Here is a 25851-nt window from a genome sequence, read left to right as displayed (position 1 = left end):
AGGTCGGCCCGAATGCCTCGGGACGCGGCGCGATGCGGGGCTTGAACAATGCAGGACTGGAAGGAACGACTGGATCAGGCGCTGAAAGCGCAAAGGATTCACAAGTCATACGCGCTGGCCGTCGAGCTGGGCGTCGATGAGAGCGCCATTAGCCGCTGGCGCCGGGGTCCGTCGATCTCGCTGGACAACGCCGTCAAACTTTGTCGCGCACTGGATGTCTCCCTGGACTGGCTCCTGACCGGGCGCGGCCATGTCCATGCCCACCGGGACGAGGAGGCGAAGCTCGATCGGCTGACCCGGGAACTTCTGGCGGATCTGTCCGAAGATCGGGCCTCTGAAGCGATCGACGCGCTGGTCGGCCTCGTCAAAATTCTCAAACCCGTCCTGGACCACCCCTGACGCGCCGCGCGCAAGAGGTCGCCCGCTTTCGTGTGTGGGACACAAGGAACAACTCTACCTAAGGTAGTAAATAGCGGCGAGTATTATCGCATGGATTGCATTTCGCCATCCACGCCCGGCCCTGCCGGGGCGACCTTTCGCCACGAGATCCTCCATGTCCACGCCCTACGAAATCGATATCTCCCTGTCCCCCGAGACCGTCAAAGAGCTGAAAGATGGCGGCTACGCCCTGTACGGTTTCAAGGCCGTCAAGAGCACCGTGGTCGGCGCCGCGCCGCTGGTCTGGTTCACCGATCTGAATTTTCTGAACACCACCAGGGTCAAATGGACCGAGCAGTATCAGGCCTACATCTCGACGGATCAGATCATCTCGAACGGCGTCATCGACGCCAGCGCCAATGTCGACATCAATCTGGGCCAGACCGCCAATGTCGATGAGGACCAGAACCTGACTCCGGTCAGCGAAGGCACGCCGCTGGCGATTTCCATCTTCAATCAGTCCAGCATGGCCCTGACGGCCGGCATCTCCCAGATGAACAACGGGTCCGCCAATCCGATGTGCGCCATCCCCCTGCACGGCAACATGCTGGATGTCGTGGTGCCGATCGAGAAGGTCCTGCTGACGTTCGCCTCCAACACCGTCAACACCGGCACGGTGATCTACAAGGCCTATGCGTCGGGCCTGCTGATCGACCTGACCGCCGACAACACCCGCGCCGTTTCCTTCGACATCAACAAGGGCTGGGCCTGGGACGGCGGCACCTGGGGCGTGCCGGTCAAGGCGAACGAGAGCTTGGTGCCCCTCTTGATCGAGGACTCCTGACCCCTGCTGCCCAACCTGGCGCGGGCGGCCGCCCCCATCGGACGTCCGCGTCCTTTTTCTCTCCCTCTCATCAAGGATCACGACCATGCCCCAAACCATCATCCTCAAGGGACATCAGCACGCCTTCGCCGGCGGCATCATCCCCGGTAACATCACGGCGACCACGACCAATCCTGCGACAGGCAACGTCACCTACACCCTGGCCGCCCAGGGGCCGGTGGTCGTCCCGTTTGCCGGCAATCAGGTTCACAGCTTCGTCCTGCCGGTGAACGGAAACACCCTGACGATCTTCAACAACTCAACCTCCGGCCCGTCCTGCGTCTACTGAGGTCGGTCGGGGCGGGCCTGATCCGCCCCGACGCTCTCGCTTCCATGTCCTTCCGGAGAGCGCTGTGACCCGCCATCTGACGATCACCCTGTCCCCGCACACGGTCCAGTCGCTGAACCGGGAGGACATGGCCCTCTATCTGTTCGCCGCCGTCCGACACGGCCCCTTCGCGTCTGGCGCCCCGGGGACGGCGGGCGGCGCGCCGCTGGTCTGGCTGAGGCGAACGCACCTGTTGCAGACGACGACGCTCACCTTCGAAGACACGCTGAACATCTATCTGTCGTCTACCGAGATCGAGCCGAACGCCGTCGTCGTGGTCGGCGCGCAGGTCGATACCGCGCTGGGCCAGACGGCCCTGCTGAACGACGGCCGGCAGTTGACGGCCACCGCCTCGGGCCTGCCTGACACCGCCGCCCTGATCAACAGGGACGATCAGTCCTGGAGCTGGGGGCTGTGCCGGACGATCTCGGACCAGATGGCTCCCTTCTGCGTCTTCCCTCTGCACGGTCACGCCATGGGGATGCTCGCCCCGACCGACCGGATCCTGGCGCTCTTCGCTACCGATTCGACGCCGCCCGGCTCGATCGTGGAGACCGCCTTCGGACCTGGCCTGCTGATCGATTTCGTCGCCGCCGCCACACGGGAAGTCGCCTTCGACATCGACACCGGCTGGCGATCCGACGGCTCCGTCTGGGCCAGGCCGGTCCCGGCCGGATCGGCTCTGGGGCCGTTGCTGATCGCACGATAACGTCGACCGGACGGACGATGGTCCAGGGGCCCACGACCGGATCTGACGCCGCGACCTGCTAGGAGTGACCGGTTACGGTCTTTGACATCGCCATCCCCTCGAATGTTCGGTCGCTTCGGACGTTTCGGACTGTGTTTTGGAGTCCGGTCAGGGTTCCGCCGTCCAGTCCGGCCCCCGCACGTCCAGGCCATCCGCCTCCAGCCCGTCCAGCACCCCGCCGGGCTCTGCGAGCAGGCGCAGCGGGGCGACGGCCAGGGTCACGCCCGGCGCGTCCAGCGCCGTCGACAGGGCCGTCAGCCATTGCCCTCGCAGTTGCGGCCCGATCGTCGGATCGCCCCAGGGCCAGCACTGGCCCAACGCCACATCCAGAGGGTTGGCGATCACCTCGGCCACGCGCAGGCTGCGCCAGTCGTCGGCCCGTTCCGCGAACAGGCCACCGCCCGCCTCGGCCGCCGCAATGCTGGCGGCCATGCAGGGCTCATAGGCGGACGGCGACTGGGTGATCAGATTGTCGATGATTTCGTCGCCCCGCACGAAGCCGACCGCCTCGCCCTCAACATCGGCGCGTCGGGCCGCGCCCCGGACGACATCGTCGGCGTCGCGGCCGCCCCGCACCAGCCCCGCCCGCTTCAACAGGTCGTCGCTGGTGATCAGGAAGCTCCGGCGGCGCCAGTCCTCGTTCCTTTCCCCGACCATGACGGCCTCGAGACGCGCCTGAAGACCGACCGGCAGATGGTCCGCCGATGTCGTGTCGTCCGGCAATCGCGTGATCGTGCGGCTTCGCCAGAGCAGACGCATGAGGTCACCGGCGGAGACACGGGCATAGGGTGGGTAGAGGATTCGGTCAGCCCGTCCGGTCGCCTCTTCCAGCGCCTCGGGCCGCCACTGGAAGTCGCGCGGCAGGCCGCGGATTGATCCGACCAGGATCACGGTGCTGTCGCCCCGTTTCACCGTCCACATCGGCGCGCCGGCCCGGCGCGCGATGACCACGACATCCTCGACCCGGTCTTCGTCCCGGGAGACGGGATCCTGGGCAAACGCAGGCGCGGCCCCCGCGAGGGTCGCAAGCAGCGCCAGCCCTGTGAGCCATTTCCGCATGTCCGAATTCTCTCCGTATGTCCGAACTGGAATATCGGGATCGGTTGTGGCTCAAGCGTGGCCTTGGTGGCGGAACCGCGCCGCCGCCGCCGTGTTCCGCTAACGCCGCATCCGTCCGTCAGGTCCCGACCGCCATGGCCCATCCCCTGTCCCGCACCGAGGTTCGCCTCGGCCTCGCCGCCGTCGCCATGGTCGGCGTCATCGGAACCGGCGCCTTCATGCTGGGCGGATCGGAAACGGGTCGGGCGCTCGGCCGGGGCCTGGCCATCGCCGTGGTCCCCCCTGTCGAACACGAGGTCCTGCCCGGCGAGACCATGGAGGTCGGCGCCCTCAATGACGGCTTCGACCGCGCCGCCCTGGAACGGATCGTCGAACGGCCACTCGACGATACCCTGCCGCCGCCCGCCTGGATCGGCGATGAGTCCCTGGGCGACGCCACCCCTCGCATGCCCATGCCGACACCGGTCATCGACAGGGAGGGCATCGAGGTCGCCACCCCGCCCGCCGATCCCCTGGCCGACGGATCCCGCGCCTTCGGCTTCGACACTCCCCGCCCGGACTACGCCGGGGAGCGCGCGCTACGCTGGAACCGGCTGGAAATCGCCGCTACGCAAAGTCCTGCATCGCCGGCCGCCAATGACGACACTGGACCGGTTCAGTATTCGCCAGATTAAGCCACGAAGATTGCGGCCCTGTAATGCTGTCGGAGATTTAATCCACCTGTCCAGCTTGTAACTGGAGATGAATGCGGCCGGTCGTCACACCTCTCACCAGCAACGAGGGGAACCCCAGGCGATGACCAAGACCATTCTTCTGGCCACGACGGCCATCATGTTCAGCGCCGGCGGCGCCCTGGCGCAGACCGCGCCTCAAAGTGCGCCCCCTTCCACGGCTTCGGCCACTCCGGCTCCCGCTGCGGACCCCAGCCAGCAGGGCGTGCTGGTCTTCACCCCCGACTTCTTCGCCGGCCAGCGCCCGAACACGGCGCTCGACATGGTCAACCGCATCCCCGGCTTCTCGGTCCAGGATGGCGACGGCTCGCGCGGCTTCGAAGGCGCCGTCGGCAATATCCTGATCAACGGAGCCCGCCCCGCGTCCAAGAACGACGCCGGCTCCAACGTCCTCGGCCGCACCCTGGTCGCCCAGGTCGAGCGTATCGAGCTGATTCGCGGCGGCGCGCCCGGCATCGACATGCAGGGCTATTCGGTCGTCGTGAACGTGATCACCAGGACCCAGTCCAGCCGCGAACATATCCTGACCGGTACGGCCTTCCTGTTCGAGGGGGGCCAGGACGCCGCCAACGGCAGCTATCAGTTCACCGCCCGTGACGGCCAACGGGTCATGGGCTTCACCCTGTCGGACGGCGTCAGTGTCAGCGACTCCAACGGCGTCGGCCGCGTCATCCGCACCCGCCCCGACGGCACGGTCTTGCGCGACGAGGGCTATTTCAACGACCAGCAGGGCGGCGGACAGAGCATTCGCGGCAACTATGCCAACGCCTTCCTGGGCGGCAAGATCGACCTGACGGGCCGGGTCGGCCAGAACGACTACAGCCAGTGGAGCCGCCAGGACGCGCCCGGCACCCTGCGCGAGAACCGCTTCGACGAGGAAGGCACGAGCGGCGAGGTCGGCGCCGTCTTCACCCGTCCGATGCGTCAGGGCCTGGTTTCGGAAACGCGTTTCATCCGCGAATGGGGGGATTTCGAAAACGCGTCGCTTTCCAACAACCGCGTCGGCGCCGTCGTCAGCCCGGAGCAACGGTTCGAATCCGAAGGCAGCTCCTCGGAGACCATCCTGCGCTCGCTGCTGCGCTGGGAACGGTCGTCGTCGATGACCATCGAGGGCGGCGGCGAGGTGGCTTACAACATGCTGGAGGTCGATCAGGCCTTCCTCCAGGGCGGCGTCGCTGTTCCGCTTCCGTCCGACCAGATCAAGGTCGAGGAGACCCGGGGCGAGCTGTTCGCCAAGACGACCTGGCGCGTCCGGCCGAACCTGACCATCGAGGGCGGTCTGCGGCTGGAAGCCTCGACCATCACCCAGTCGGGCGATGCCGATCAGGAGAAGAGCTTCTTCTTCGCCAAGCCACGCGTTCAGGTGACCTGGACGCCCATGCCCCAGAACCAGCTTCGCTTCCGCTTCGAGCGTGAGCTCGGCCAGCTCGACTTCGGAGACTTCGCCGCATCCGCCGACCTCGGCGACGACCAGGTCTTCGGCGGCAACGTCGATCTGGAGCCGGAACAGCGCTGGATCTCCGAACTGGTCTACGAACGCCGCTTCCTCGGCGACGGCATCGTGTCGGTCGGCTATCGCCACGACGAGATCATCGACGTGATCGACCGCCTGCCCCTGCCCGGCAACCTGTCGGCGACCGGCAATATCGGTGACGGCACACTGGACCAGCTGGCGGTCAATGTCGTCGTGCCGCTCGACTGGACCGGCTTCTCGGGCGGACAGTTCGCATTCCGCAACACCTGGAACAACACGGCCGTCACAGATCCCACGACAGGCCGAGAGCGCCAGATCTCCGGCGTGCGCGCCTCGCAGCCCGGCTTCACCATCTCCCAGGACATCACCAGCTGGAAGGTCAACTGGTCGGCCACCTATCTCGAAGGTTTGCGCCAGTTTTCATACGACCCCGACCAGACCTCGGGCTTCACCGGCAGCGACTATTTCGAGGGCTTCGTCGAATACAAGCCGACCCCGACCCTCTCGGTCATGGTCAAGGTCAATGTCTGGAACGACTTCCAGCTCGAACGTATCCAGTATGCGGACCGGACTCCCGCGCGGCCCATAGCCTTCACCGAAGTGCGCCCGATCGACCCCAGAACCTTCTGGCAGATCCGCGTGCGCAAGACTTTCTGAGCGCTCCGCCACAGCATCGCCGCGACTGTTTCGGCAATCTTTTCCATCTGAACCGCTTGTAACTGGCGCTGAACGAAGCTGGCCGTAAGGGTCTTCCGAGGGAGACGATTCCATATGACCAAGACGCTCTTGCTGGCGACGACGATACTCGTCGCGGCTCCGTTCACCGCCGCCGCCCAAAGTGGCGCGCCAGCCGTCGATACGGTGCAACAGGGCGTCCTCGTCTTCGAACCCGCCTTCTTCGCCGACGGCAGTCCGAATACGGCGCTGGACATGATCGCCCGCCTGCCGGGCTTCGGCCTGGACACGGGCAACAACAACACCCGGGGCTTCGCGGGCGCCGCCGGCAACGTCCTGATCGACGGGGACCGCCCCTCCTCCAAGTCCGACGGTCTGGATGGGATCCTGCGTCGGATCTCCGCTGCGAGCGTGGAGCGAATCGAACTCATCCGGGGCGGGGCTCCTAGCATCGACATGCAGGGCCGCTCGGTCGTGGCCAATGTCGTGCTGAAGCGCACGGTTCAGATCCAGACCGTTCTGGAAGCCAATACCTACGTCTATCCCGACGGCCACCTGGGGCCGCTGCTTCAGGCGTCCTGGTCCCGCCGTGAGGGCGAAAGCCAGCTGGAGGCCTCGCTGAGCGCCACCACAGACCGGACCGACGACACCGGCGACGGCTATCGTCGTCGCTACAACGCCGCGGGCGTCCCGATCCAGACCGCCGATCTCGACCGCTGGGACCGGTTCCGCGATGTGCGGGGCACAGCCGCCTGGCAGGGACTAAGCGGCGGCGGCCGGTTGAGGGTCAACGGCGTGCTGGGCTGGCATAAGGCTGAAAACTCGATCGACACCTTGATCCGCACCGGAGCCGGCCGGAACGAGAGGGTCGAGAACGAAGGCGACGAGGTCGAGGCGGAACTGGGCCTGAACTGGGCGCGTGCCCTGGGCGAGCGCGCGGAGCTCGAACTGACCGGTCTGCAGCGCTTCGAGGTCGACAACGACGAATCGCGCTCCTTCTCCGGCCTGAACAGCGTCGCCTTCGGTGGCGAAGGAACAGCCGGTGAAACCATTGGCCGGGCCGTCCTGCGCTTCCGCCCGTCAGATCGCTGGGCCTTCGAAGGCGGCGGGGAGGCGGCCTACAACTTCCTCGACAGCGCCACGACCTATGTCGAGAACGGCGTCCCCGTGGCGCTGCCTTCCGCCTCGGTGAAGGTCGAGGAGTTGCGCGGCGAGGTCTTCGGCCAGACGAGCTGGCGGCCCGATCCCAGGCTGACCGTCGAGGCGGCCCTGCGGGTCGAGGTGTCGGAGATCAGCCAGTCGGGCGACAGCGACCTGACCAGGACCTTCATCTATCCCAAGCCGCGCCTGCAGGTGACCTGGACCCCGGTCGCCGACCACCAGGTGCGCCTGCGGCTCGAGCGTGAAGTCGATCAGCTGAATTTCGAGGATTTCGTCGCCTCGGCCGACGTCGATCTGAACCAGGTCGAGGGCGGCAACCCCGAACTGGAGCCGGCCAAGGCCTGGGTACTTGAAGCCGTCTACGAGCGCCGTTTCTGGGGCGAGGGCGCCCTGACCCTGACGGCCCAGTTCAAGCGTTGGGAAGACCTGATCGACGTCATTCCCCTGACCGGCGGCTTCGAGGCCGTTGGAAATATTGGCGATGGTTCGTCCAGCTATCAGCAGATTGCGGTCACGCTGCCGATGGATCGGCTGGGCCTGCCCAATGCCCGCCTCGTGGCCAGGGCCACCATCTCTCAGTCCAGCGTGACGGATCCTCTGACCGGCGAAGGGCGCCGCTTCTCGGGCCAGATCGCCTTCGGGTGCGGCATCAACTTCAATCAGGATCTGGGGGGCGGCCGCTGGTCGTATGGGTTCCAGCACGGCTGCAATCTCGACGACCAGGTCCAGTACCGGATCCGCGAAGTGCGCAACATCGAGGAAGAACCGTTCGTGACCGTCTATGGCCAGTGGAAGCCCCGGCCCGACCTGACCGTCCGTCTCGACCTGGGCAACGCCACCGACCGCGAGCAGCGCCGCGAACGCCTCGTCTATTCCGGCCCGCGCAACAGCGCCCCTCTTTCGTTCCGCGAGGAGCGGGGCACGAGGATGAGCCCCTGGCTGTTCATCCAGATTCGCAAGACCCTGTAGGGTCGGCAGGCGATGTCAAAGACCGTCACCACAAATGGCGGCCCGGCTTGGAGACAAAAGGGCTGTGGACCGAATTAATTCCTACCTCCTTGCGTGAAAAAGGGCGACGCCCGCGAGGACGCCGCCCTTTGTCTTGCCGACAGGCGGTCAGCCCGTCGTGGTGGCTCCGGGGCGAGCGACGCTGCCGTCTTCCGTACCCCGATCGGTCAGCGACGGTCCCGGGTGGTTGTCCGGGTCATTCACGCCGTTCGACCATTTCGAGATGAAGAAGCTGGCGACGATGAAGGCGACGCCGATGCCGACACCCCACAGGCCCAACAGGTTGAAGGACGCCAGGGACGTGTTCAGCGCCACCTCCGGATCCAGCACCTGGCCGCCGACGGTTTCGGTCCCGGCGGCGCCCGCGATAATGCCGCCGACAAAGTGGGCGATCGAAGACGCCATGAACCAGACGGCCATCATGAAGCTGACGATGGCCGGCACCGACAGCTTGGTGATCTCCGACAGTCCGACCGGCGACAGGAACAGCTCGCCCAGGGTGTGGAACATATAGAGTAGCGCCAGCAGCACGATCGGGGTGCGGAAGGCGTCGTCCACCAGGCCCGACTGGGCGCCCCAGACCACGATCAGGAAGCCGAGGCCGACCTGGATGATGCCCAGGCCGAACTTGACCACCGGGTTGGGGTCCATCTTGCGTTTGGCCAGCCAGACCCACAGCGCCGCGAAGACCGGCGCGAAGATCAGGATGAAGCCCGCGTTGAACGACTGGGTCTGGGAGGCCGACATCGAGGTGTCGATCCAGCCCCACCACTGCGTGGTCGAGAAGCCCGCGGCGGCCACCTGGTCCGGCGAGCCCACCGGGATGCCGAGGAAGGTGTAGGCCTGGCTGGTCAGGGACAGGTCGACGTTTCGGTCGGCGAACAGGTTCAGCGAGGTGCCCGCCTGTTCGAACAGGGTGAAGAAGATCACCGAGCCGAACACCAGGACCATGGCCAGCATCATCCGCTCACGCGCGACCTTGTCGCCCTTGAGCTTGAAGACGATGAACCAGGTGATGAAGGCCAGCGAGGCGATCGTCGAGAGGATCAGGCCTGCTCCGACCAATTGGTGGTTCGGAACGATGAACCACAGGGCCGCGACGCCGACGAAGCCCAGGATATAGATCAGCCCCTCGCGGTTGATCGGACCGAGGACAGGCTTCTTGATCAGATCGGGGAAAGGGCTTTCGCCCTTGCCCTGAAGCAGGGGTTTGCCCAGCCAGAAGACGATCAGGCCGGCGAACATGCCGATGCCGGCCAGGCCAAAGCCCCAGCTCCAGCCGAAACGTTGGCCCAGCAGGCCGCACAGGACGGCGGCCCAGAAGGCCCCCAGATTGATGCCGTAGTAGTAGAGGGTGAAGCCGGAATCCCGACGTGGATCGCCTTGCGGATAGAGCTGTCCGACCAGGGTCGAGATGTTCGGCTTCAGGAAGCCGACGCCCATGATGATCAGGGACAGGGACAGGTAGAAGATGTTGACGCCCATCGGATCGCGCGTGGCGGTCAGCTCGTAACTGCCTTCGGCGAGCGTGCCGGGGACGACCGATCCGGCCGGCAGGTCGGTGATGGTCAGGCCGCCGCCGTCCGCGGGGGTGAAGTGGTACGGCTGTCCGCCGACCACGACCTGGGACGTCTGGGTTTCGCCGCGTCCGTCGATCTGGATCTCATAGACGGCGCCGCCATAGGTCAGGCTCTGGGTCGCGGGATTGCCTTCGAAGGCCATCATGCCGTGACCGGCGACCAGCAGGACCGCCCCGAACATGATCGCCTTGCGCGTGCCGATGTAACGGTCGGCCACAATGCCGCCGATCAGCGGCAACAGGTAAACGAGGGAGGCGTAGGAGCCGTACTGGCCCGAGGCGAAACCGTCATCGAACAGGAAATGCTGGGTCAGATAGAAGATCAGCAGACCGCGCATGCCGTAGAAGGAGAACCGTTCCCACATCTCGGCGAAGAAGCAGACCAGCAGCCCCTTGGGGTGGGTCTTGAGGATTTGAAGCAGGACCGGAAGCCCGGTCGCCAGGGTGATGATCACCCCCAGAAGGATGACGATGTTCACGCCTGACCCCCTGCACTGTTCGTAAGTCGTCGAAGCCCTTTTACGGCTCCCTCGTCGGTCTTGATCAACCGCCCACTCCCTAACACCGCGCCGAACGGGCGCGCACAAGCCCGCATAAGCAGCACGCCGGGCAAGACCGGACAAGCCTTATGGATAATCGAACCGTCACAAGGCGGCGATGAACGCAGGTGAACCGGGGTCGCGGGCGCTTTCCCTCCCCCGAGGGGGAGGGTCACCGCGCAGCGACGGGGTGGGGGCGGCAGGGCTCCGTCGCGCTCGATTGGACGTGAGCAGTCGATGGCGGGCTTCGTCGCGGCCTGTCGGGTGTGGCCGATTTGCCCCCGACGCTTGTCGCCGTTTAATCCCAGAAAGACTTAAGCCCACGATGAGCGGCAAGAGGGAGATGGAACCTCTTAGTGAAAATCCCGCGATCCCGGCAGGATGCGCACGTCCCGCGGATGCCGTCCCCGTGTCGGGGCGTGGCCCGATCCCGGCGTCTGGTCCGTGGACAGATGGCCCAGCATGGGTGTCCAGTCGACCATGTCCTCGACCACCAGATGGGCCACCCCCTCGGCCCGCTGGACCTTGCCGGTGACCAGAACCATGCGCGCGCCCATGACGACGGGGCGCAGCCGCTCGAACACATCGGGCCAGACGACGAGGTTGGCGACGGCCGTCTCGTCTTCGAGCGTCAGGAACACCACCCCCTTGGCCGATCCCGGCCGCTGACGCACCAGCACGACTCCCCCGACCGAAACGCGACGGTTGTCCTTCGCCGCCCTGTAGGCCTCGGCCGTCATCGCCCCGGCCCGCGTCAGCCGTTCGCGCAGGAAGGCGACGGGGTGGCCCTTCAACGACAGCCGGATGGTCTGATAGTCGCCGACCACCTCCTCCGCATCGGTCAGGCGCGGCAGGGCGGCCGGGGGCGCCCCGTCCGCCTCGTCCAGCCCCATGGCCGCGAACAGGGGCGCCGTCGACGCCGGCGCCGCCCCCCTGGCCGCCCACATTCCCCGGCGCCGCGACAGGTCTAGCGAACCATAGGCGTCCGCCTCCGCCAGCCGGTCGAGGGCGGGAGGGGAAAGATCGGCGCGGATGCGAAGGTCCTCCAGATCGCGGAAGGGGGCGATGGCTCGTTGCTGAACGATGGTCTCGGCCCACGCCTCCCGGAAACCGTCGATGGAGCGGAAGCCGAGGCGCATGGCGCAGGCCTCACCCTCGCCCCGAGCCTCGAGCGACGCGTCCCAGCCGCTCGCATTGACGTCCGGGTGTCGCACCTCGACCCCGTGCTCGCGGGCGTCACGCACGAGCTGAGCCGGGGCGTAGAATCCCATCGGCTGGCTGTTCAGAAGACAGGCGGCGAAGACCTCCGGGTAGACGCATTTCACCCAGGCCGAGATGTAGACGAGGAAGGCGAACGAACAGGCGTGGCTTTCGGGAAAGCCATACTCCCCGAAGCCCTTGATCTGGTCGAAACAGCGCCGGGCGAACTCGGCCTCATAGCCCCGCCCGATCATCCGGCCGACCATCATATCCTCATAATGACCGATCGTGCCCATGTGCCGGAAGGTGGCCATGGCGCGGCGCAGACCGTTGGCCTCTCCGCCGCTGAACTCGGCCGCGACCATGGCGATCCGCATCGCTTGTTCCTGAAACAGGGGGACGCCCAGGGTCTTGCGAAGTACGTTTCTCAACTCGTCCGGATCGCCGCCTGCGGGACCCGGCATGTCGAACTCGTAGACATGACCGCGCGCCTCCGCCGCCCGACGCTCCGTTCGTCGCTTGAGATAGGGGTGGACCATGCCGCCCTGGATCGGACCGGGTCGGACGATCGCAACCTGGACCACCAGATCGTAGAACTCGCGCGGCTGCAGCCGGGGCAGCATGGCCATCTGGGCCCGGCTCTCGACCTGGAAGACCCCGACGGAATCCGCCTTGCAGAGCATCTCGTAGACCTCGGGGTCCTCCCTCGGCACCGTGTGCAGTTGCAGGGATCGCCCGTAGCTCTGCGCGATCATGCCGAAAGCCCGCTTCAGCGCCGTCAGCATGCCCAGGGCCAGAACATCGACCTTCATCAGTTGCAGATGATCGATGTCGTCCTTGTCCCATTCGATGAAGGTGCGGTCCTTCATCGCCGCATTGCCGATGGGGACGATCTCGCACAGCGGCCCCTGACTGAGAACAAAGCCGCCGACGTGCTGCGACAGGTGGCGGGGGAATTGAATCAGCTCGGCGGTCAGGTCGAGCGCCAGCTTCATGCGGACATCGTCGCGGCTGACGCCGGTATGATCGACGTGTTCGTCCTTCACCTCCGCGCCGTAGGAGCCCCAGACGGTGTCGGCGAGACGGGCGGTGACGTCCTCGGTCAGCCCCAGGGCCTTGCCGACGTCGCGGATGGCGGAGCGCGGCCGGTAGTGGATGATGGTCGCCACGATGCCGGCCCGGTCGCGGCCGTAGCGGTCATAGACATGCTGCATGACCAGCTCGCGCCGTTCGTGTTCGAAATCGACATCGATGTCAGGCGGCTCGGAGCGTTCGGACGAGATGAACCGCTCGATCAGCATGTCCTGAGCGGTGGGATCGACGTTCGTGATGCCGAGGCAGAAACAGATGACGGAGTTGGCCGCGGAGCCCCGTCCCTGACAGAGAATGTCGCGATCGGGATGCCGCGCCCAGGCGACGATCTCGTGGACGGTCAGGAAATAGGGCGCGTATTTCCTTTCCCGAACCAGACGGAGTTCCTTGCGGATCGTCTTGACCACGGAGGTCGGAACCGGCCCGTTTTCCCGCGGCCATTTTTCGCGGGCGCCCCTGCAGGTCAGGCGGATCAGCCAACCCTGCGGCGACCAGCCCCCCGGCACAGGTTCGTCCGGGTACTGATAGCTGAGCTCACGCAGGGAGAAGATGCAGGCCCGCACCACCTCCATGGTCCGGGCCAGCGCCGCCTCGTGGCCTTTGAACAGGCGGCCCATTTCGGAGGCGGGCTTCAGATGGCGTTCGGCATTGGCCTGGAGGCGCAGGCCGGCGGCGTCGATGGTCGTCCCCTCGCGGATGCAGGTCAGGACGTCCTGAAGCGGGCGCCGGTCGGGGTGATGGTACAGAGCCGCATTGGTGGCGATCATCGGGGCGCCGGTCCGGTTCGCCATCGCCGCTAGCCGGTTCAGCCGCGCCCGGTCGTCGCCGCGCCACAGAGGCTGGGCGGCCAGATAAAGGATGTCGGGCCAAGCCTTGCGCCACGTCAGGAGGCGGGACTCGAACGCCGTGTCGGGAGCCTCGGGCGCGACGGCGAGGGCGATCATCCCCTCGCCGTGGGCCGCGGCCTGTTCGAAGGTCAGCCGGGTCTCGCCCTTGGCGGTACGGTCGGGGGCGGGCTCATGCGGCTCGCCGTCCACGACGACATCCGGTCGCAGAGGGACGACATTGGTCGAGGGCCCGTCCAGCACCTCGCTCTTGCCCAGGGTCAGCAGGCGGCACAGTCGGCCGTAGGCGGCGCGGTCGCGGGGGAAGACGATCAGTTCGGTCCCGTCGAGAAAGCCCAGCCGGACCCCGACGACCAGACGGATGGCGTGGTCCTCGGCCCCCATCAGGGCACGGACCATTCCGGCCAGGGTGTTGCGGTCGGCGACGCCGACGGCGGCGAGGCCCAGGGCTTTCGCCTGCATCGCCATCTCCCCCGGATGGGAGGCGCCCTCCAGGAAGCTGAAGTTGGTCATGGCGCCGAGCTCGGCGTACTCGCCGTTCCAGTCGGGGTGGGGCCGGCCCGTCACGGGAACATCCCGTGCATCCACCATGAGGGGGCGCGCTCGTCCTCCGCGCCTGTGTATTCCGCGCCGTAGAGGCCTTCGCGGAACAGCCAGTAGCGGAGGCCCTGGTCGTCCTCGATGCGGTAGTAGTCGCGGGTACGGGACTGGCGGCCGTCCGGGCGGGGACGCCACCATTCGGGCGACAGGCGTTCGGGGCCGTCGGAGCGGGTCACGCGGCGGGTCACGCGCCGCCAGGTGAACCGGGCCGGGGCGCCGTCGGGCAGGTCGGCGAGGGTCTCAACCGGCTCGGGCGGGTCGAGCAACAGCAGGGGGCGGGCCCGGCCGGGATCGTGCCTGTCCCTGACCGGGGCGGACGTCAGGGCCGGCGCCCAGCGTTCGGCCCGCTCCGGCATCCACGACCCCTGCGGCGTCGCGACCCGCACCGAGGCCTCGCCCAGACGCGCCGACAGCCGGTCGATCAGGGCGGCCATGCCCTCGGCGTGACGCGCCTGCGGCTCCTCGCCCATGGAGACCTGGAGCGCGACCATGGGCTCGGTCACGTCGGCAGTGAGCATCAGGGCGTCGATGCCGAAGCCGGGGTCGATCCGCTCGATCCCCGTCTCGCGGAACAGCCGCATCCAGATGGAGACATCGCGCAGCGCCCGCCCCATGCGCACCGAGACGGCGCTGGCCCGGCCGTCGACACGGAAGGCGGTCAGGGTCAGGGCCCTCGCCCCCTGCCCGTCGCTCTCCATGGTCCGGGCCAGGCTCTCGGCGAGCCCGGGCAGGCGCGCCTCGATCCCGGCCGTGTCGGTCAGGGGATCGGCATAGGCTTCCCAGCCGCGATAGCGAGGCGGGGCGCGGGTGGGGATCAGGGCCTCGGCCGTGGCGCCCAGGGCCTGATCCAGACGGCGGACCAGACCGACCCCGGCGCCGTCGCGGAAGCGGCGGGCCAGACCTGCGCGTGGCATGGGATAGAGATCCCCGATCCGCTTCAGCCCGAACCGCCGCGTCTGTTTCAGGGCGGCGTCGTCGATGCGCAGGGAGTCGACCGGCAAGGGGGCCAGAGCCTCGCGCACGTCCGCGTCGGAGGCGATGCGGGTCGCATTGCCCCAGCGCGCCAGGGCCCAGGCCGCGCCGGGAGACGGGGCCATGGCGGCGCGGGCGCGAATGCCGGCCTCGGCCAGACGCTGCTCGATACGGGCGATCACCCCGTCCTCGCCGCCGAACAGATGGGTCGCGCCGGTCAGGTCGAGGAACAGCCCTTCCAGCCCGCCTTCCGAGGGATCGACGGTAACGGCCGGAGACCAGCGCTCGCCCCAGACGGCCAGGGCCTCCAGCGCGCGCAGGTCGGCGGCGGGATCGGCGGGATGACAGGCCAGATGCGGGACCATGGCGAGGGCGTCGGCCTGGGTCTGGCCGCGCGACAGGTTCAGGGTCCGGGCGGCCGGGTTCAGGGCATGGATCACCGCCCCCCGCGCCGTGCGCAGGATCAGGGCCAGCGGCCCTGCCCCCGCCGCGAAAGGGTCAGGCCGGGAAGACTCAGGCGTATTGGGTCCGGCCGATCGGGTCCAGACCGTCACCGGCCAGTCGATCAGCCAGACGGAGACGATGCGTCTCATCATCCTGCTCCAGCATCCAGACGCCCGGTCGCTCCATCCGGCTGCGGGTCATTTCGGCACGGATCGTCATCCGCCCCGGCGCGCGCTCGTCGAAGGCGTCGCCATTGCCCGCAAGAGTTGTAATGCGCCAGCGCCGACGCGCGGCGCTGAGGTCGCCGGAGCGGGCGCGCAGCAGAAGGCCGGAACAACCCCCGTCGCGGGCGGCGAATTCCAGCCGCCGGGTCTGGGCCAGTTCGGCTCCGTCGACCGTGCCGATCACCAGGGCGGCGCCGCCGGACCGCAGCGCCTGTTCCATGGCCCACAGAGCCAGCGCCTCCGTCCGGGTCTCGATCAGGACGAAGGCGTCGCGCGTCCGAAAGCCCGCCAGACCGGGACCATAGGGCCGTCCGTTCTCACCCAGCCACGCCCGGGTCGCGCTCATGACAACGCCCCGCCCCTCGCCGACCACAGCCCTGCCAAGGGTGAAGGCCAGGGCCGCCGCCATGTCGCGCGCGCCCGCCGCGCACACCTCCTCCAGCCCTTCGGACAGTCGCGAAAGGGGCGGCGGGACGGCTTCTGACTCTGGCGGCGGACGGGCGGACATGGCGATAGAAAACTCCATGTTCATTATTTGTTCCGTCGTCGCCGGAGTCAAACCGGAATCGCTCCGCTAGGAAGATTCCCCGCCCGCTCTACTTAAGCATGTCTTTGTTGGCCTGCCTCGTGCAGGACTTTCGGTGGAGGGGGCGGCCTGTATCGCTCTGGAACCAGACCAATGAGTTTTTCAGTTCGACCCATCGACTCGAAGGACCACGGCGCCGTCAACGCCCTGCATCATTCCGTGGGCTGGCCCAATCGCTCGGAGGCCGGCTGGGTCTGGCTGGCGAGCAATCCGGCGCTGCAGGAGACGAACGCGCCGGCCGGCTGGCTGCTGGAGGCCGAAGATGGGGAACCCTGCGGCTTCACCGGCAATTTCGTTCAGCGCTTCCACTACGGCGACCGGACGATCCACGGCGCCACGGGATTCTCGATCATCGTTACGCCACGGGCGCGTGGCCACAGCCGGAAACTGCTGGCCGCCTTCGCGAAACAGAGGAACCTGTTCGCCCTCTACACCTTCAACGCCAATCCGGCATCCAGCCCGCTCTACAGGCGCCACGGCCTGGTCGCCTGGCCGCAGGAAACGCACGATGTGAAACTGTCCTGGCGGGTCGATGCCCTGGCCTGCGCCGGCGGACGGCTGTGGCGCGAGATCGACCGTCACGCCCCGCGTCTGACGCAGGCGCGACACGAGCGACTGTTGAACCCGCGCCTGCGAGATCCCGACGCCCTAGACCTGCCGACGGGCGTGACCGCCCTGACCGACCTGGCCGACCTGTCGCGATACGCGGACTTCTGGGAGGCGTTGAAGGCCGAGGGCCGACTGATCGCCGACCGCAGTCCGGCCATGCTGCGCTGGCGGCTGGCGGATCCCGACCTGACCCTGCGGCCCCTGTTACTGGCCTTCAGCCGCGGCGAGACCATCGGCGGCTATGCGATGGTAGTAATGTCCAAGGGCAATCCGATCGAGCCGCCGATGCTGGAGATCCTCGACCTGGTTGCGCGGGAGGATGAACCGCGCGCCGTCCCGGCCTTGATGCAGGCCCTCCTGGCCAATGCGCGAAACCTCGGGGCGGCGAAGCTCCGCATACAGATGGTCAGCCCGGACCTGCTGCGTCGCCTGGGCCCGCTGGCCGATATGGCCCGTCGCGAGGGCGGCTGGGGGCATTGTCATGTGAAGTTCGACCCCGATACGCCGGGCGTCGACACCTGGTCCCCGACGCCTTTCGACGGCGACTACGGCATCTGTTTGAGACCTGTGCCCGTGACCGGGGATGAGCGGCGGGCGGCCTGACGAAGGGTCCGATATCATCCTGCAAGCGTTGCGCGTTAGGATCACGACGGAGGACGACATGACGCCACGCCGTGCGACCCTGCCCTGTCTCGCTGTAACGAGCCTGCTCGCGGCCGCGACGCCGTCCCTCGCCCAGTCCGATGACGACTGGGATCTGGCGGGAGACGCCGGTCAGGATCTGACCGTGGCGTCGGTCGAATACGCGACGGGCGTGACCGTGGTCGCTCAATGCCGGTCCCGGGTGCTGGAGGTCGCGATCCTGGGCCTGCCCCGAGCCGCGCCGGGTCAGGCCTGGTACGATGTTCGCCTGTCCGACGGCCCGGCGAGAAGAGCCTCCTGGACCCGCCATGACGATGGCACGACGCTCACTGCGGGCAGCGATCCACGTCTACTTCGGCTCCTCAAAGGCGGCGGGCGGCTCACGCTCAGTGCGGACGGCGGCGCATCCACATCCGTGCGCCTGCAAGTCGACCTGCCTGCCAGTTCACACGGTCTCGACGCCGTTCTCGAGGCTTGCGGCTATCCGACAACGAACGACCGGGACCTGGTTCCCAGCGTGGGGGAGCTCCTGACCGACTTCCCTCGACCTATCGTGCCGGATCGCGTGATCGAACGCCGGGCGTCACCGACATTCCAGGTCTCGATCAGCTGCCTCGTCTCCGGAGGCCGATACACAGCCTGTCGGTCTGAACACCAGATCCCACCACACCCAGAAGACGGGCAGATCGTCGCCGGCGTCGTCGACGGCGTCAGGGTTCACGCGACTGATATGGCGGCGGCCGAAGGACGCGTGCTTGATCTGGTGGTCACGGGCAGCAGAACCCGCCGCCCGCGCTCAGGGCCGGGCCTTTAGCTCGTCGCGGATTTCGGCCAGCAGGGCCTCGGTCGGGGTCGGGGCGGGCGGCGTCGCCGGTTCGGGGGCGGCCACCTCGGCGCGGCGCATCCGGTTGATGCCCTTCACCACCAGAAAGACCACGAAGGCTACGATCACGAACTGGATCAAGGTGTTGATGAAGGCGCCATACTGGATGGCGACCTCCTCGACCGCTTCCGTGGCCGGATTTTCGGGCGCCAGCACCCATTTCAGTTCGGAGAAATCGACCCGGCCGAGCAACAGGCCGATCGGCGGCATCAGAACCTGTTCGACCAGACTGGTGACGATCTTGCCGAAGGAGGCGCCGATGATCACGCCGACCGCCAGGTCGATGACGTTGCCGCGTGCGGCGAACTCCTTGAACTCGCTCAGCAGGCTCACGGCGTCTCCCCTTCAGTTTCGTCGGGCGGGCTCGTGACAGACCGGGCTCAGTCGTCCCCGGATGCATTGAGCCGCTCGCGCAGCTCCTTACCGCTCTTGAAGAACGGGACCGACTTGGCGGGAACGTCCACGGTCTCGCCGGTTCGCGGGTTGCGTCCCGCCCGCGCAGGCCGGGCGCGAACCGAGAATGCCCCGAAGCCGCGAAGCTCGACACGGCCACCCTCGGCCATGGCCTCGGTCATGCGTCCGAGCACGACATTGACCACGCGCTCGACCTCGGCGTGGGTCAGATGCGTGTTCTCAGCCGCCAGCTTCTCGATGAGCTCAGACTTAATCATCGCCAGGCCCCCGACCCTTCCTGCTCACGCGAGCAAATTTGGTGCAACTTCAATCGGGTTGCGGGGACACCCTAGCCTTCGCCCGGCGAGCGAAAAAGGCCTGATCGTCAGTTTCCGTCAGGGAAGATCATTAAATGTCGGCAACCGTACACGGAGAGCCCGGCCAGGTCGGGTTGCAACCGCTTGCGGAAATGGCATTTTCGCCGGCGCGAACACACACGAAAAAGGGCAGCCGGATCGCTCCGGCCGCCCTTCTTTCTTGGTGAGCCTGACGCCCGATCAGATCGGAAGGATTACTCCTTACCGGCCTTCTCGCGCAGGGCCGCGCCGAGGATGTCGCCCAGCGAGGCGCCCGAGTCCGAGGACCCGAACTGATCGATGGCTTCCTTCTCGTCGGCCATTTCCAGGGCCTTGATCGAGACCGAGACGCGGCGCGTGGCCTTGTCGATGCCCGTGATCTGAGCGTCGACGCGGTCGCCGACGGCGTAACGCTCGGGGCGCTGCTCGTTGCGGTCGCGGCTGATGTCCGACTTGCGCACGAAGGAGGAGACCGGCGCGTCGTCTTCGCCGAACTTCACTTCGATGCCGCCCGACTCGATGGACGTGACGGTCAGGGTGACGGTCTGGCCCTTCTTGTAGGTGTCGCCTTCGCCGACGGGATCGCCGCCCAGTTGCTTGATGCCGAGCGAGACGCGTTCCTTCTCGACGTCGACGTCGAGAACCTTGGCCTTGACCATCTCGCCCTTGCGGTAGCGCTGGATGGCTTCCTCACCCGAGACCGACCAGTCGAGGTCGGACAGGTGCACCATGCCGTCAATGTCGTTGTCCAGGCCGATGAACAGGCCGAACTCGGTGGCGTTCTTTACCTCGCCCTCGACGGTCGAGCCGATCGGGTTGGCGGCGACGAAGGCGTCCCACGGATTGTCCTGGGCCTGCTTCAGGCCCAGCGAGATGCGGCGCTTGGAGGCGTCGACATCCAGAACCACGACGTCGACTTCCTGCGAGGTCGAGACGATCTTGCCGGGGTGGACGTTCTTCTTGGTCCAGGACATTTCCGAGACGTGCACCAGGCCCTCGACGCCGGCTTCCAGCTCAACAAACGCGCCGTAGTCGGTGATGTTGGTGATGCGACCCGTGTATTTGGCGCCCGGCGGGTATTTGGCTTCGACGCCGTCCCACGGATCGCTTTGCAGCTGCTTCATGCCCAGCGAGATGCGCTGGGTGTCCGGGTTGATCTTGACGATCTGGACCTGGACGGTGTCGCCGACGGCGAGAACCTGCGACGGGTGGGAGACGCGCTTCCAGCTCATGTCGGTGACGTGCAGCAGGCCGTCGATGCCGCCCAGGTCCACGAAGGCGCCGTAGTCGGTGATGTTCTTGACGACGCCGTCGCGGACTTCACCCTCTTGCAGCTGGCCGACCAGCTCGGTGCGCTGTTCGGCGCGGGCTTCTTCCAGGATCGCACGACGCGAGACGACGATGTTGCCGCGCGGGCGGTCCATCTTGAGGATCTGGAACGGCTGTTCCTTGCCCATCAGCGGACCGACGTCACGCACCGGGCGGATGTCGACCTGCGAGCCGGGCAGGAAGGCCGAGGCGCCGCCCAGGTCGACGGTGAAGCCGCCCTTGACGCGACCGACGATGGCGCCGTTGACCGGATGACCTTCGGCGAACACGACTTCCAGACGGGTCCAGGCTTCTTCGCGACGCGCCTTGTCGCGGCTGATGACGGCCTCGCCCAGGGCGTTCTCGACGCGCTCCAGGTAGACTTCGACGTCATCACCGATCTTGGGGATGACGGCGCCTTCACCCTGACCGAACTCGCGGGCGGGGATGCGGCCTTCGGTCTTCAGACCGACGTCGATGATGATGATGTCTTTTTCGATGCCGACGACGCGGCCGTGAACGACCTGGCCTTCGCCGAGGTCGCGGCCTTGCAGCTGCTCGTCGAGCAGGGCGGAGAAGTCGTCGCGGGTGGGGTTGAGGGTATCAGACATGAAGCTCTGGTATTTCCGATAGGGCTGTGGCGCGCGACCGAACGGCCCCGCGCGAGGTGAAAGTTGGAATGGGAAGTCGGTCGTGGGACGCGAGGCTCAGCTGAACCAGAGCGCCCGCGGAAGCCGAGGACGGAGCGCTGGATTTGCGAAACGAGCCTAGAGGCCGTGTTTCGCTCGCGCCGCCTCGACGATACGGCGGGCCGCATCGAAGGCCGCCTCTATATCCATATCGGTCGTATCCAGCAAGACCGCGTCCCCGGCCTGGACCATGGGGGCCGAGCCGCGGCCCGCGTCGCGTTCGTCGCGGCGCTGGATATCGGCCAGCATGGCCTCGTAGGTGATGGGATCACCGCGACCGTTCAGCTGCAGCCAGCGGCGTCGCGCGCGGGTTTCGGGCGTGGCGGTGACGAACAGTTTGGACTGGGCTTCGGGGGCGATGACCGTGCCGATGTCGCGCCCGTCCAGCACCGCCCCGCCCGCCTGACGCGCGAAGGCCTGTTGCAGATCCAGCAGGGCCGCGCGGACGCCGGGGAAGCCCGCGACCCGGCTGGCGGCCTCGCCGGCGTCCCCGCTCGTCAGGGCCGCATCGTCCGAAAGCCGCCCGGCGTCTAGGGCGCGGGCTGCGGCCTCCGCCGCCCTGGCGTCGCCGAGGTCGCCTCCACCGGTCAGCACGTCCAGACCCACGGCGCGGTACAGCAGGCCCGTGTCGAGGAACGGCAGGCCATACTCGCGCGCCAGACGCGAGGCGATCGTGCCCTTGCCCGAGGCGGCGGGCCCGTCGACGGCGATGACGAACGGATTGCTCATTCCGGTGTGACGAAGCACAGACCGACGGCGGACGCCAGTGAACGCTGTGTCACCCGACGTCGCCGCCAAGCCCCTGCATCATCTCGACAAAGCCGGGGAAGGAGGTGGCGATCATGTCGGGCTCATCGACCGTGACGGGGTTCGCGGCAGCGAGGCCGAGCACCAGATGGCTCATGGCGATGCGGTGATCGTGGGCGGTGTGGACCGTCGCCCCGCCCGGGACTGGGCCTCCGGCGACAATGAAACCCTCAGGTTCTTCCTCCACGGCGACGCCGCAGGCCCGCAGTCCGTCGACCATCAGGCGGATGCGGTCGCTTTCCTTGACCCGCATCTCGCCGACGCCGCGCATGACGGTCCGGCCCGTTGCGAAAGCAGCGGTGGCAGCCAGGATCGGATATTCGTCGATCATCGAGGCGGCGCGGCTCTCCGGCACGATGACGCCCTTCAGCGCGGAGTGACGCGCGGTGATGTCGCCGACCTCCTCTCCGCCCGAGAGGCGGCGGTTGGCGATGGTCAGGTCCGCGCCCATCTCGACCCAGGTGTCGAACAGGCCGGTGCGGAGCGGGTTCAGCATGACCGCTTCAACGGTCACTTCCGATCCCGGAACGATCAGCCCCGCCGCCAAGGGGAAGGCGGCCGAGGAGGGATCGCCCGGCACGGAGACGGTGGTCCCCGTCAGGGGCTGGCCGCCTTTGAGACGAATGACCCAGCCCTCGGCGTCGTCCTCGACATCGACGGTCGCGCCGAAGGCCCGCAGCATCCGCTCGGTGTGGTCGCGGCTCTTCTCCGGCTCGGTCACCGAGGTGACGCCGTCTGCGTTCAGCCCGGCCAGCAGGATGGCCGACTTCACCTGGGCCGAGGCGACGGTCTGGACATGGTCGATGGCGTGGAGCGTTCCGCCAGTCAGGGTCGCCGGCAACAGGCCCGGCTTGCCGCTCCAGGCGAAGCGCGCGCCCATCCGGGTCAGGTGGTCGGTGACGCGGCCCATCGGCCGCGACCGCAGCGAACCGTCGCCGTCGAAGGTGGCCGAGATCGGATATCCGGCCGCCGCCCCCATCAACAACCGCACGCCGGTGCCGGCATTGCCGCAGTCGATGACGCCGGCCGGGGTCTGGAAGCCGCCGCGCCCGGTGATGCGCCAGCGCCCGCCGCCCAGCGTCTCGACCGTCGCGCCAAAGGCCTCGGCCGCGCGGGCGGTGGCCAGGACGTCGTCGCCTTCCAGCAGGCCGTCGACCTCTGTCACGCCGGTCGCCATGGCGCCCAGGATCATCGAGCGGTGAGAGATGGATTTGTCGCCGGGGGCGCGCACGATCCCTCGCAAGGGATGGCCGGGACGCGCGGTCAGATGGGGGGCGTTGGAGGCCACGGAGGCTCCGCAGGATGCAATGTGGGAGGGAGCGGACCACGGCCACGCCAAAGACGGCTTTTGACAGCGGCCCCCCATGGTGGCAAGGGACGCGGCCGAAATCCCCTCCTCCATCCAAAGGTCTCCATCACCCGTGGCCGATCCCAAACTTGGCGCCAAGCAGGTCTGCCCGAACTGCCAGGCCAAATTCTACGACCTGGGCCGTCGCCCGGCGCACTGCCCGAAGTGCGAGCACGAGTTCGATCCCGAAGAAGCCATCAAGCTGCGCAGCCGTCGCGGCCGTCCGGGCGGCTATGCCGCCGATGACGCCGAAGATCAGGTGGTCGAGAAGAAGCCGACCGATGACGAGGATGAAGAAGAGGAAGTCGTCACCCCCGAAATCGATCAGGAAGGCCACGAGCCGATCCTGACGCCCAACGACGAGGACGACACGACCGCAGACCCGTCCGAAGAAGCCGGCATGGGCACGACCGATGGCGACGACGACGTCCTGGCGGACGACGACGATGACGACGACTCCGTTCCCTTCATCGAGGACGAAGACGACGACGCCTTCGACGGCGACATCGCCAAGGGCAGCAAGGACGACGATCACTAGATCGGCCTGAGGCCTGTTTTCCAAAGGATTTCGGGGGCGGATTTCGGTCCGTCCCCGGGCCTTCGCGAAAGTCGAAAATAAAATCCGGAACCGGGTTGATCTGAAAAACGACCCGACATAGGTTCCGCCGCCTCGCCGGGGGCCACACCAGACCCGGCGGACCAACCGAAAGACCTAGCGTCTTAAGGTCTGGGGCTTTAGCTCAGCTGGTAGAGCGCTTGCATGGCATGCAAGAGGTCAGCGGTTCGACTCCGCTAAGCTCCACCAATCAGTCTCCCTCTTTTTCCGGTAATCCGGGGAAGAGGGAGACTGGCCACTCTTTTCAGCAGCGGAGGCGGTTAACTCGGCGGCCTTCGTGTCCCCAGAGAGCGTTTCTGTGCGGCTCTCTCCGCGAATTAAGTCGCCATTCTCCAGGCCGTCATTCCGACTTCCGGTTTCGCCGCGTCTTGCCCACAGAGACTATTGCGCCAGAACTGAGCCGCCGCCGGCGAGCCGGCGGCGGATGTAATGTCTCTCCGGCTGTGAGAGTCGGCTTTTAGCCCACGGCGCCGATCGCCATGAATACGCGGCGCTGCTGCTCCCAATCCGTTGGGAAGGGCTTCGCGATTAGGGCGCCCAGCGAGAGCGCCTGAGGTTGGCGTCCTTCAATAATCTGCTCGACCAGGTCCGGCGCCATATAGGCTAGGGGCAACACCTGTCCCAGATATCGAACGCAGAGCTTCTCGGCCTTCGCCAGATCGGCGCTGGATGCATACCTACCGCTCCGGAGGTCGGCAGCCCACCGCCGCGCCATTGCGACACTCCTCAGCAGCGTCCTGTCGATGCGGTTCGCCGACGACGGCGACTGACCGATCGCTTGGATCAAGGTCGCATTGTGCCGATGCTTCAGTTGAACCGGGACAACCCACTCAAGCTGGCCATCGGCCTGCTCGCTGCACTCGGCGCCGGTAATCGTCTGGCCACCCGCCATCGTGCCTTTGCCCATCAGCATCCTGATCTGGGTTTCGCCGAGCGTCACCTTGACCAGGGCGGCGCGCAACCGCTCATCGCCGGGCAAGGTTGCCTGCCAAATTGGCGAGAGGTTTGGCATCACCAGATCCGAGACGAAGGCCTCGATCACACCGGCTGAGATCCGGCTCACGCTTCCGACGTCGTCTCGCTTGCCATTCTCAAGAGCCACCGAGGAGTAGAAGCGGTAACGCTGGCCAGTCTTACCCTTGGTGTGCACCGGCCTCATGGTATGACCGTGGTCATCCTTGAGGAGGCCGCATAAGAGGCCGCTCGTTCCCTTGGCCTTGTCGTCAGACAGCGAGCCGCTGCGGGTTTGCAGTGCGGCGTTCACCGACTCCCAGAGCGCCGGATCAACGATGGCCTCATGCGCGCCCTCGACCAGCTTCTCCTTGTGCTTGAGCGCCCCTTTGTAGACGGGGTTCATCAGGATGCCGCGCAGTGCGCCCGGCGTGATGATGGCTCCTCCGCGAATCGTCCCTGTTTTAGTGGTCCGGAGCTTCGACCGAACGCCTTGACGGCGAAGCTCGGCCTGAAGGTCCATGATCGACCCTAGCGCCTGATACCGCTCAAAAATCAGCCGCACCGTCTCGGCTTCGGCGGGGTTCGGGATGAGCTTGTGGTCTGTACGTCGTCAGATGTTTTGGGACAGTCGGGGTGCGGATTTAGTGGAGAGTTGGCCTTGTCTGGGTTCGATATTTAGGCGGCGATTTTGCGGTGCTGCAAGCGCCGATGTTGGAGGGT

21 protein-coding genes and 1 tRNA gene are annotated in these 25851 nt (G+C 66.9%); 11 read left to right on the top strand and 11 right to left on the bottom strand.

The window, feature by feature from the left end; genetic code table 11:
- Nucleotides 1-48 precede the first annotated feature (48 nt).
- From ACP7AZ_RS03550 to ACP7AZ_RS03535, 4 genes are all read left to right on the top strand, one after another.
- The gene (locus tag ACP7AZ_RS03550; RefSeq protein ID WP_426036125.1) at nt 49-399 is read left to right on the top strand and encodes a helix-turn-helix domain-containing protein; all 351 of its coding nucleotides are present in this window, start codon (nt 49-51) and stop codon (nt 397-399) included.
- 154 nt (nt 400-553) lie between these two features.
- Nucleotides 554-1222 (top strand): hypothetical protein, encoded by a 669-nt coding sequence (locus tag ACP7AZ_RS03545; protein ID WP_426036123.1) that lies wholly within the window; start codon nt 554-556, stop codon nt 1220-1222.
- An 85-nt stretch (nt 1223-1307) separates the two neighbouring features.
- Complete coding sequence (locus ACP7AZ_RS03540; protein ID WP_426036121.1) at nt 1308-1550, top strand: hypothetical protein; 243 nt, start codon at nt 1308-1310, stop codon at nt 1548-1550.
- A 64-nt stretch (nt 1551-1614) separates the two neighbouring features.
- The gene (locus tag ACP7AZ_RS03535; protein ID WP_426036119.1) at nt 1615-2298 is read left to right on the top strand and encodes a hypothetical protein; all 684 of its coding nucleotides are present in this window, start codon (nt 1615-1617) and stop codon (nt 2296-2298) included.
- 147 nt (nt 2299-2445) lie between these two features.
- Here ACP7AZ_RS03535 and ACP7AZ_RS03530 read toward each other — a convergent pair whose 3' ends face one another.
- Nucleotides 2446-3396 (bottom strand): TraB/GumN family protein, encoded by a 951-nt coding sequence (locus ACP7AZ_RS03530; RefSeq protein ID WP_426036117.1) that lies wholly within the window; start codon nt 3394-3396, stop codon nt 2446-2448.
- Nucleotides 3397-3530: 134 nt separating this feature from the next.
- Between ACP7AZ_RS03530 and ACP7AZ_RS03525 the strand changes: the two genes are divergently transcribed.
- The 3 genes from ACP7AZ_RS03525 (at nt 3531) to ACP7AZ_RS03515 (ending at nt 8406) form a co-directional block, all read left to right on the top strand.
- Nucleotides 3531-4070: a hypothetical protein gene (locus tag ACP7AZ_RS03525; protein WP_426036115.1), complete on the top strand. Its 540-nt coding sequence runs from the start codon at nt 3531-3533 to the stop codon at nt 4068-4070.
- A gap of 121 nt (nt 4071-4191) precedes the next feature.
- Nucleotides 4192-6258 carry a TonB-dependent receptor plug domain-containing protein gene (locus ACP7AZ_RS03520; protein WP_426036113.1) on the top strand — a complete coding sequence of 689 codons (2067 nt, stop codon included), beginning with the start codon at nt 4192-4194 and terminating at the stop codon, nt 6256-6258.
- A 114-nt stretch (nt 6259-6372) separates the two neighbouring features.
- Nucleotides 6373-8406 carry a TonB-dependent receptor plug domain-containing protein gene (locus ACP7AZ_RS03515; RefSeq protein WP_426036111.1) on the top strand — a complete coding sequence of 678 codons (2034 nt, stop codon included), beginning with the start codon at nt 6373-6375 and terminating at the stop codon, nt 8404-8406.
- Between the two features lie 147 nt (nt 8407-8553).
- On the opposite strand, the gene ACP7AZ_RS03510 is transcribed toward ACP7AZ_RS03515, so the two are convergent.
- The 4 genes from ACP7AZ_RS03510 to ACP7AZ_RS03495 all read right to left on the bottom strand — a co-directional run bounded on the left by ACP7AZ_RS03510 (nt 8554) and on the right by ACP7AZ_RS03495 (nt 16472).
- Nucleotides 8554-10503 (bottom strand): peptide MFS transporter, encoded by a 1950-nt coding sequence (locus ACP7AZ_RS03510; RefSeq protein ID WP_426036109.1) that lies wholly within the window; start codon nt 10501-10503, stop codon nt 8554-8556.
- 413 nt (nt 10504-10916) lie between these two features.
- The gene (locus ACP7AZ_RS03505; RefSeq protein WP_426036107.1) at nt 10917-14267 is read right to left on the bottom strand and encodes an error-prone DNA polymerase; all 3351 of its coding nucleotides are present in this window, start codon (nt 14265-14267) and stop codon (nt 10917-10919) included.
- Nucleotides 14264-15865, bottom strand: a complete 1602-nt coding sequence (locus ACP7AZ_RS03500; protein ID WP_426036105.1) for a Y-family DNA polymerase — start codon at nt 15863-15865, stop codon at nt 14264-14266. Before ACP7AZ_RS03500 ends, ACP7AZ_RS03505 begins: the two co-directional genes overlap by 4 nt.
- Nucleotides 15786-16472: an ImuA family protein gene (locus ACP7AZ_RS03495; protein WP_426036103.1), complete on the bottom strand. Its 687-nt coding sequence runs from the start codon at nt 16470-16472 to the stop codon at nt 15786-15788. Before ACP7AZ_RS03495 ends, ACP7AZ_RS03500 begins: the two co-directional genes overlap by 80 nt.
- A gap of 147 nt (nt 16473-16619) precedes the next feature.
- On the opposite strand from ACP7AZ_RS03495, the gene ACP7AZ_RS03490 reads away from it, so the two are divergent.
- Nucleotides 16620-17738, top strand: coding sequence for an N-acetyltransferase (locus ACP7AZ_RS03490; protein WP_426036101.1), 1119 nt, complete (start codon nt 16620-16622; stop codon nt 17736-17738).
- A gap of 58 nt (nt 17739-17796) precedes the next feature.
- Nucleotides 17797-18591, top strand: a complete 795-nt coding sequence (locus tag ACP7AZ_RS03485) for a hypothetical protein (protein ID WP_426036099.1) — start codon at nt 17797-17799, stop codon at nt 18589-18591.
- On the opposite strand, the gene mscL is transcribed toward ACP7AZ_RS03485, so the two are convergent.
- The 5 genes from mscL to aroA form a co-directional block, all read right to left on the bottom strand.
- Nucleotides 18574-18993, bottom strand: a complete 420-nt coding sequence (gene mscL, locus ACP7AZ_RS03480; protein ID WP_426036097.1) for a large-conductance mechanosensitive channel protein MscL — start codon at nt 18991-18993, stop codon at nt 18574-18576. The two genes, ACP7AZ_RS03485 and mscL, sit on opposite strands and share 18 nt — an antisense overlap.
- Nucleotides 18994-19040: 47 nt before the next feature.
- Nucleotides 19041-19331, bottom strand: a complete 291-nt coding sequence (locus tag ACP7AZ_RS03475; protein WP_426036095.1) for an integration host factor subunit beta — start codon at nt 19329-19331, stop codon at nt 19041-19043.
- Nucleotides 19332-19624: 293 nt separating this feature from the next.
- Nucleotides 19625-21328, bottom strand: a complete 1704-nt coding sequence (rpsA, locus tag ACP7AZ_RS03470; protein WP_425991855.1) for a 30S ribosomal protein S1 — start codon at nt 21326-21328, stop codon at nt 19625-19627.
- 156 nt (nt 21329-21484) lie between these two features.
- The gene (gene cmk / locus ACP7AZ_RS03465; RefSeq protein ID WP_426036093.1) at nt 21485-22135 is read right to left on the bottom strand and encodes a (d)CMP kinase; all 651 of its coding nucleotides are present in this window, start codon (nt 22133-22135) and stop codon (nt 21485-21487) included.
- 49 nt (nt 22136-22184) lie between these two features.
- Nucleotides 22185-23501: a 3-phosphoshikimate 1-carboxyvinyltransferase gene (gene aroA, locus ACP7AZ_RS03460; RefSeq protein WP_426036091.1), complete on the bottom strand. Its 1317-nt coding sequence runs from the start codon at nt 23499-23501 to the stop codon at nt 22185-22187.
- A gap of 133 nt (nt 23502-23634) precedes the next feature.
- Here aroA and ACP7AZ_RS03455 point away from each other — a divergent pair, with 133 nt between their 5' ends.
- Nucleotides 23635-24099: a TIGR02300 family protein gene (locus tag ACP7AZ_RS03455; RefSeq protein ID WP_426036089.1), complete on the top strand. Its 465-nt coding sequence runs from the start codon at nt 23635-23637 to the stop codon at nt 24097-24099.
- A 191-nt stretch (nt 24100-24290) separates the two neighbouring features.
- Nucleotides 24291-24366, top strand: a tRNA-Ala gene (locus tag ACP7AZ_RS03450).
- Nucleotides 24367-24634: 268 nt separating this feature from the next.
- Here ACP7AZ_RS03450 and ACP7AZ_RS03445 read toward each other — a convergent pair.
- The gene (locus ACP7AZ_RS03445) at nt 24635-25720 is read right to left on the bottom strand and encodes a recombinase family protein (RefSeq protein WP_426036896.1); all 1086 of its coding nucleotides are present in this window, start codon (nt 25718-25720) and stop codon (nt 24635-24637) included.
- Nucleotides 25721-25851: the final 131 nt, after the last annotated feature.

It is taken from the genome of Brevundimonas sp. DC300-4 (assembly GCF_049897365.1).
Taxonomy (GTDB): Bacteria; Pseudomonadota; Alphaproteobacteria; order Caulobacterales; family Caulobacteraceae; genus Brevundimonas.
This window is presented reverse-complemented; position numbering and strand designations above follow the sequence as displayed.

Excerpts from the sequence above, each read along its gene's own strand:
- ACP7AZ_RS03550 (WP_426036125.1), top strand. The coding sequence starts at position 49 with ATGCAGGACTGGAAGGAACGACTGGATCAGGCGCTGAAAGCGCAAAGG.
- ACP7AZ_RS03545 (WP_426036123.1), top strand. The coding sequence starts at position 554 with ATGTCCACGCCCTACGAAATCGATATCTCCCTGTCCCCCGAGACCGTC.
- ACP7AZ_RS03540 (WP_426036121.1), top strand. The coding sequence starts at position 1,308 with ATGCCCCAAACCATCATCCTCAAGGGACATCAGCACGCCTTCGCCGGC.
- ACP7AZ_RS03530 (WP_426036117.1), bottom strand. The coding sequence starts at position 3,396 with ATGCGGAAATGGCTCACAGGGCTGGCGCTGCTTGCGACCCTCGCGGGG.
- ACP7AZ_RS03525 (WP_426036115.1), top strand. The coding sequence starts at position 3,531 with ATGGCCCATCCCCTGTCCCGCACCGAGGTTCGCCTCGGCCTCGCCGCC.
- ACP7AZ_RS03520 (WP_426036113.1), top strand. The coding sequence starts at position 4,192 with ATGACCAAGACCATTCTTCTGGCCACGACGGCCATCATGTTCAGCGCC.
- ACP7AZ_RS03515 (WP_426036111.1), top strand. The coding sequence starts at position 6,373 with ATGACCAAGACGCTCTTGCTGGCGACGACGATACTCGTCGCGGCTCCG.
- ACP7AZ_RS03500 (WP_426036105.1), bottom strand. The coding sequence starts at position 15,865 with ATGAGACGCATCGTCTCCGTCTGGCTGATCGACTGGCCGGTGACGGTC.
- ACP7AZ_RS03495 (WP_426036103.1), bottom strand. The coding sequence starts at position 16,472 with ATGAACATGGAGTTTTCTATCGCCATGTCCGCCCGTCCGCCGCCAGAG.
- ACP7AZ_RS03490 (WP_426036101.1), top strand. The coding sequence starts at position 16,620 with ATGAGTTTTTCAGTTCGACCCATCGACTCGAAGGACCACGGCGCCGTC.
- ACP7AZ_RS03485 (WP_426036099.1), top strand. The coding sequence starts at position 17,797 with ATGACGCCACGCCGTGCGACCCTGCCCTGTCTCGCTGTAACGAGCCTG.
- ACP7AZ_RS03475 (WP_426036095.1), bottom strand. The coding sequence starts at position 19,331 with ATGATTAAGTCTGAGCTCATCGAGAAGCTGGCGGCTGAGAACACGCAT.
- rpsA (WP_425991855.1), bottom strand. The coding sequence starts at position 21,328 with ATGTCTGATACCCTCAACCCCACCCGCGACGACTTCTCCGCCCTGCTC.
- cmk (WP_426036093.1), bottom strand. The coding sequence starts at position 22,135 with ATGAGCAATCCGTTCGTCATCGCCGTCGACGGGCCCGCCGCCTCGGGC.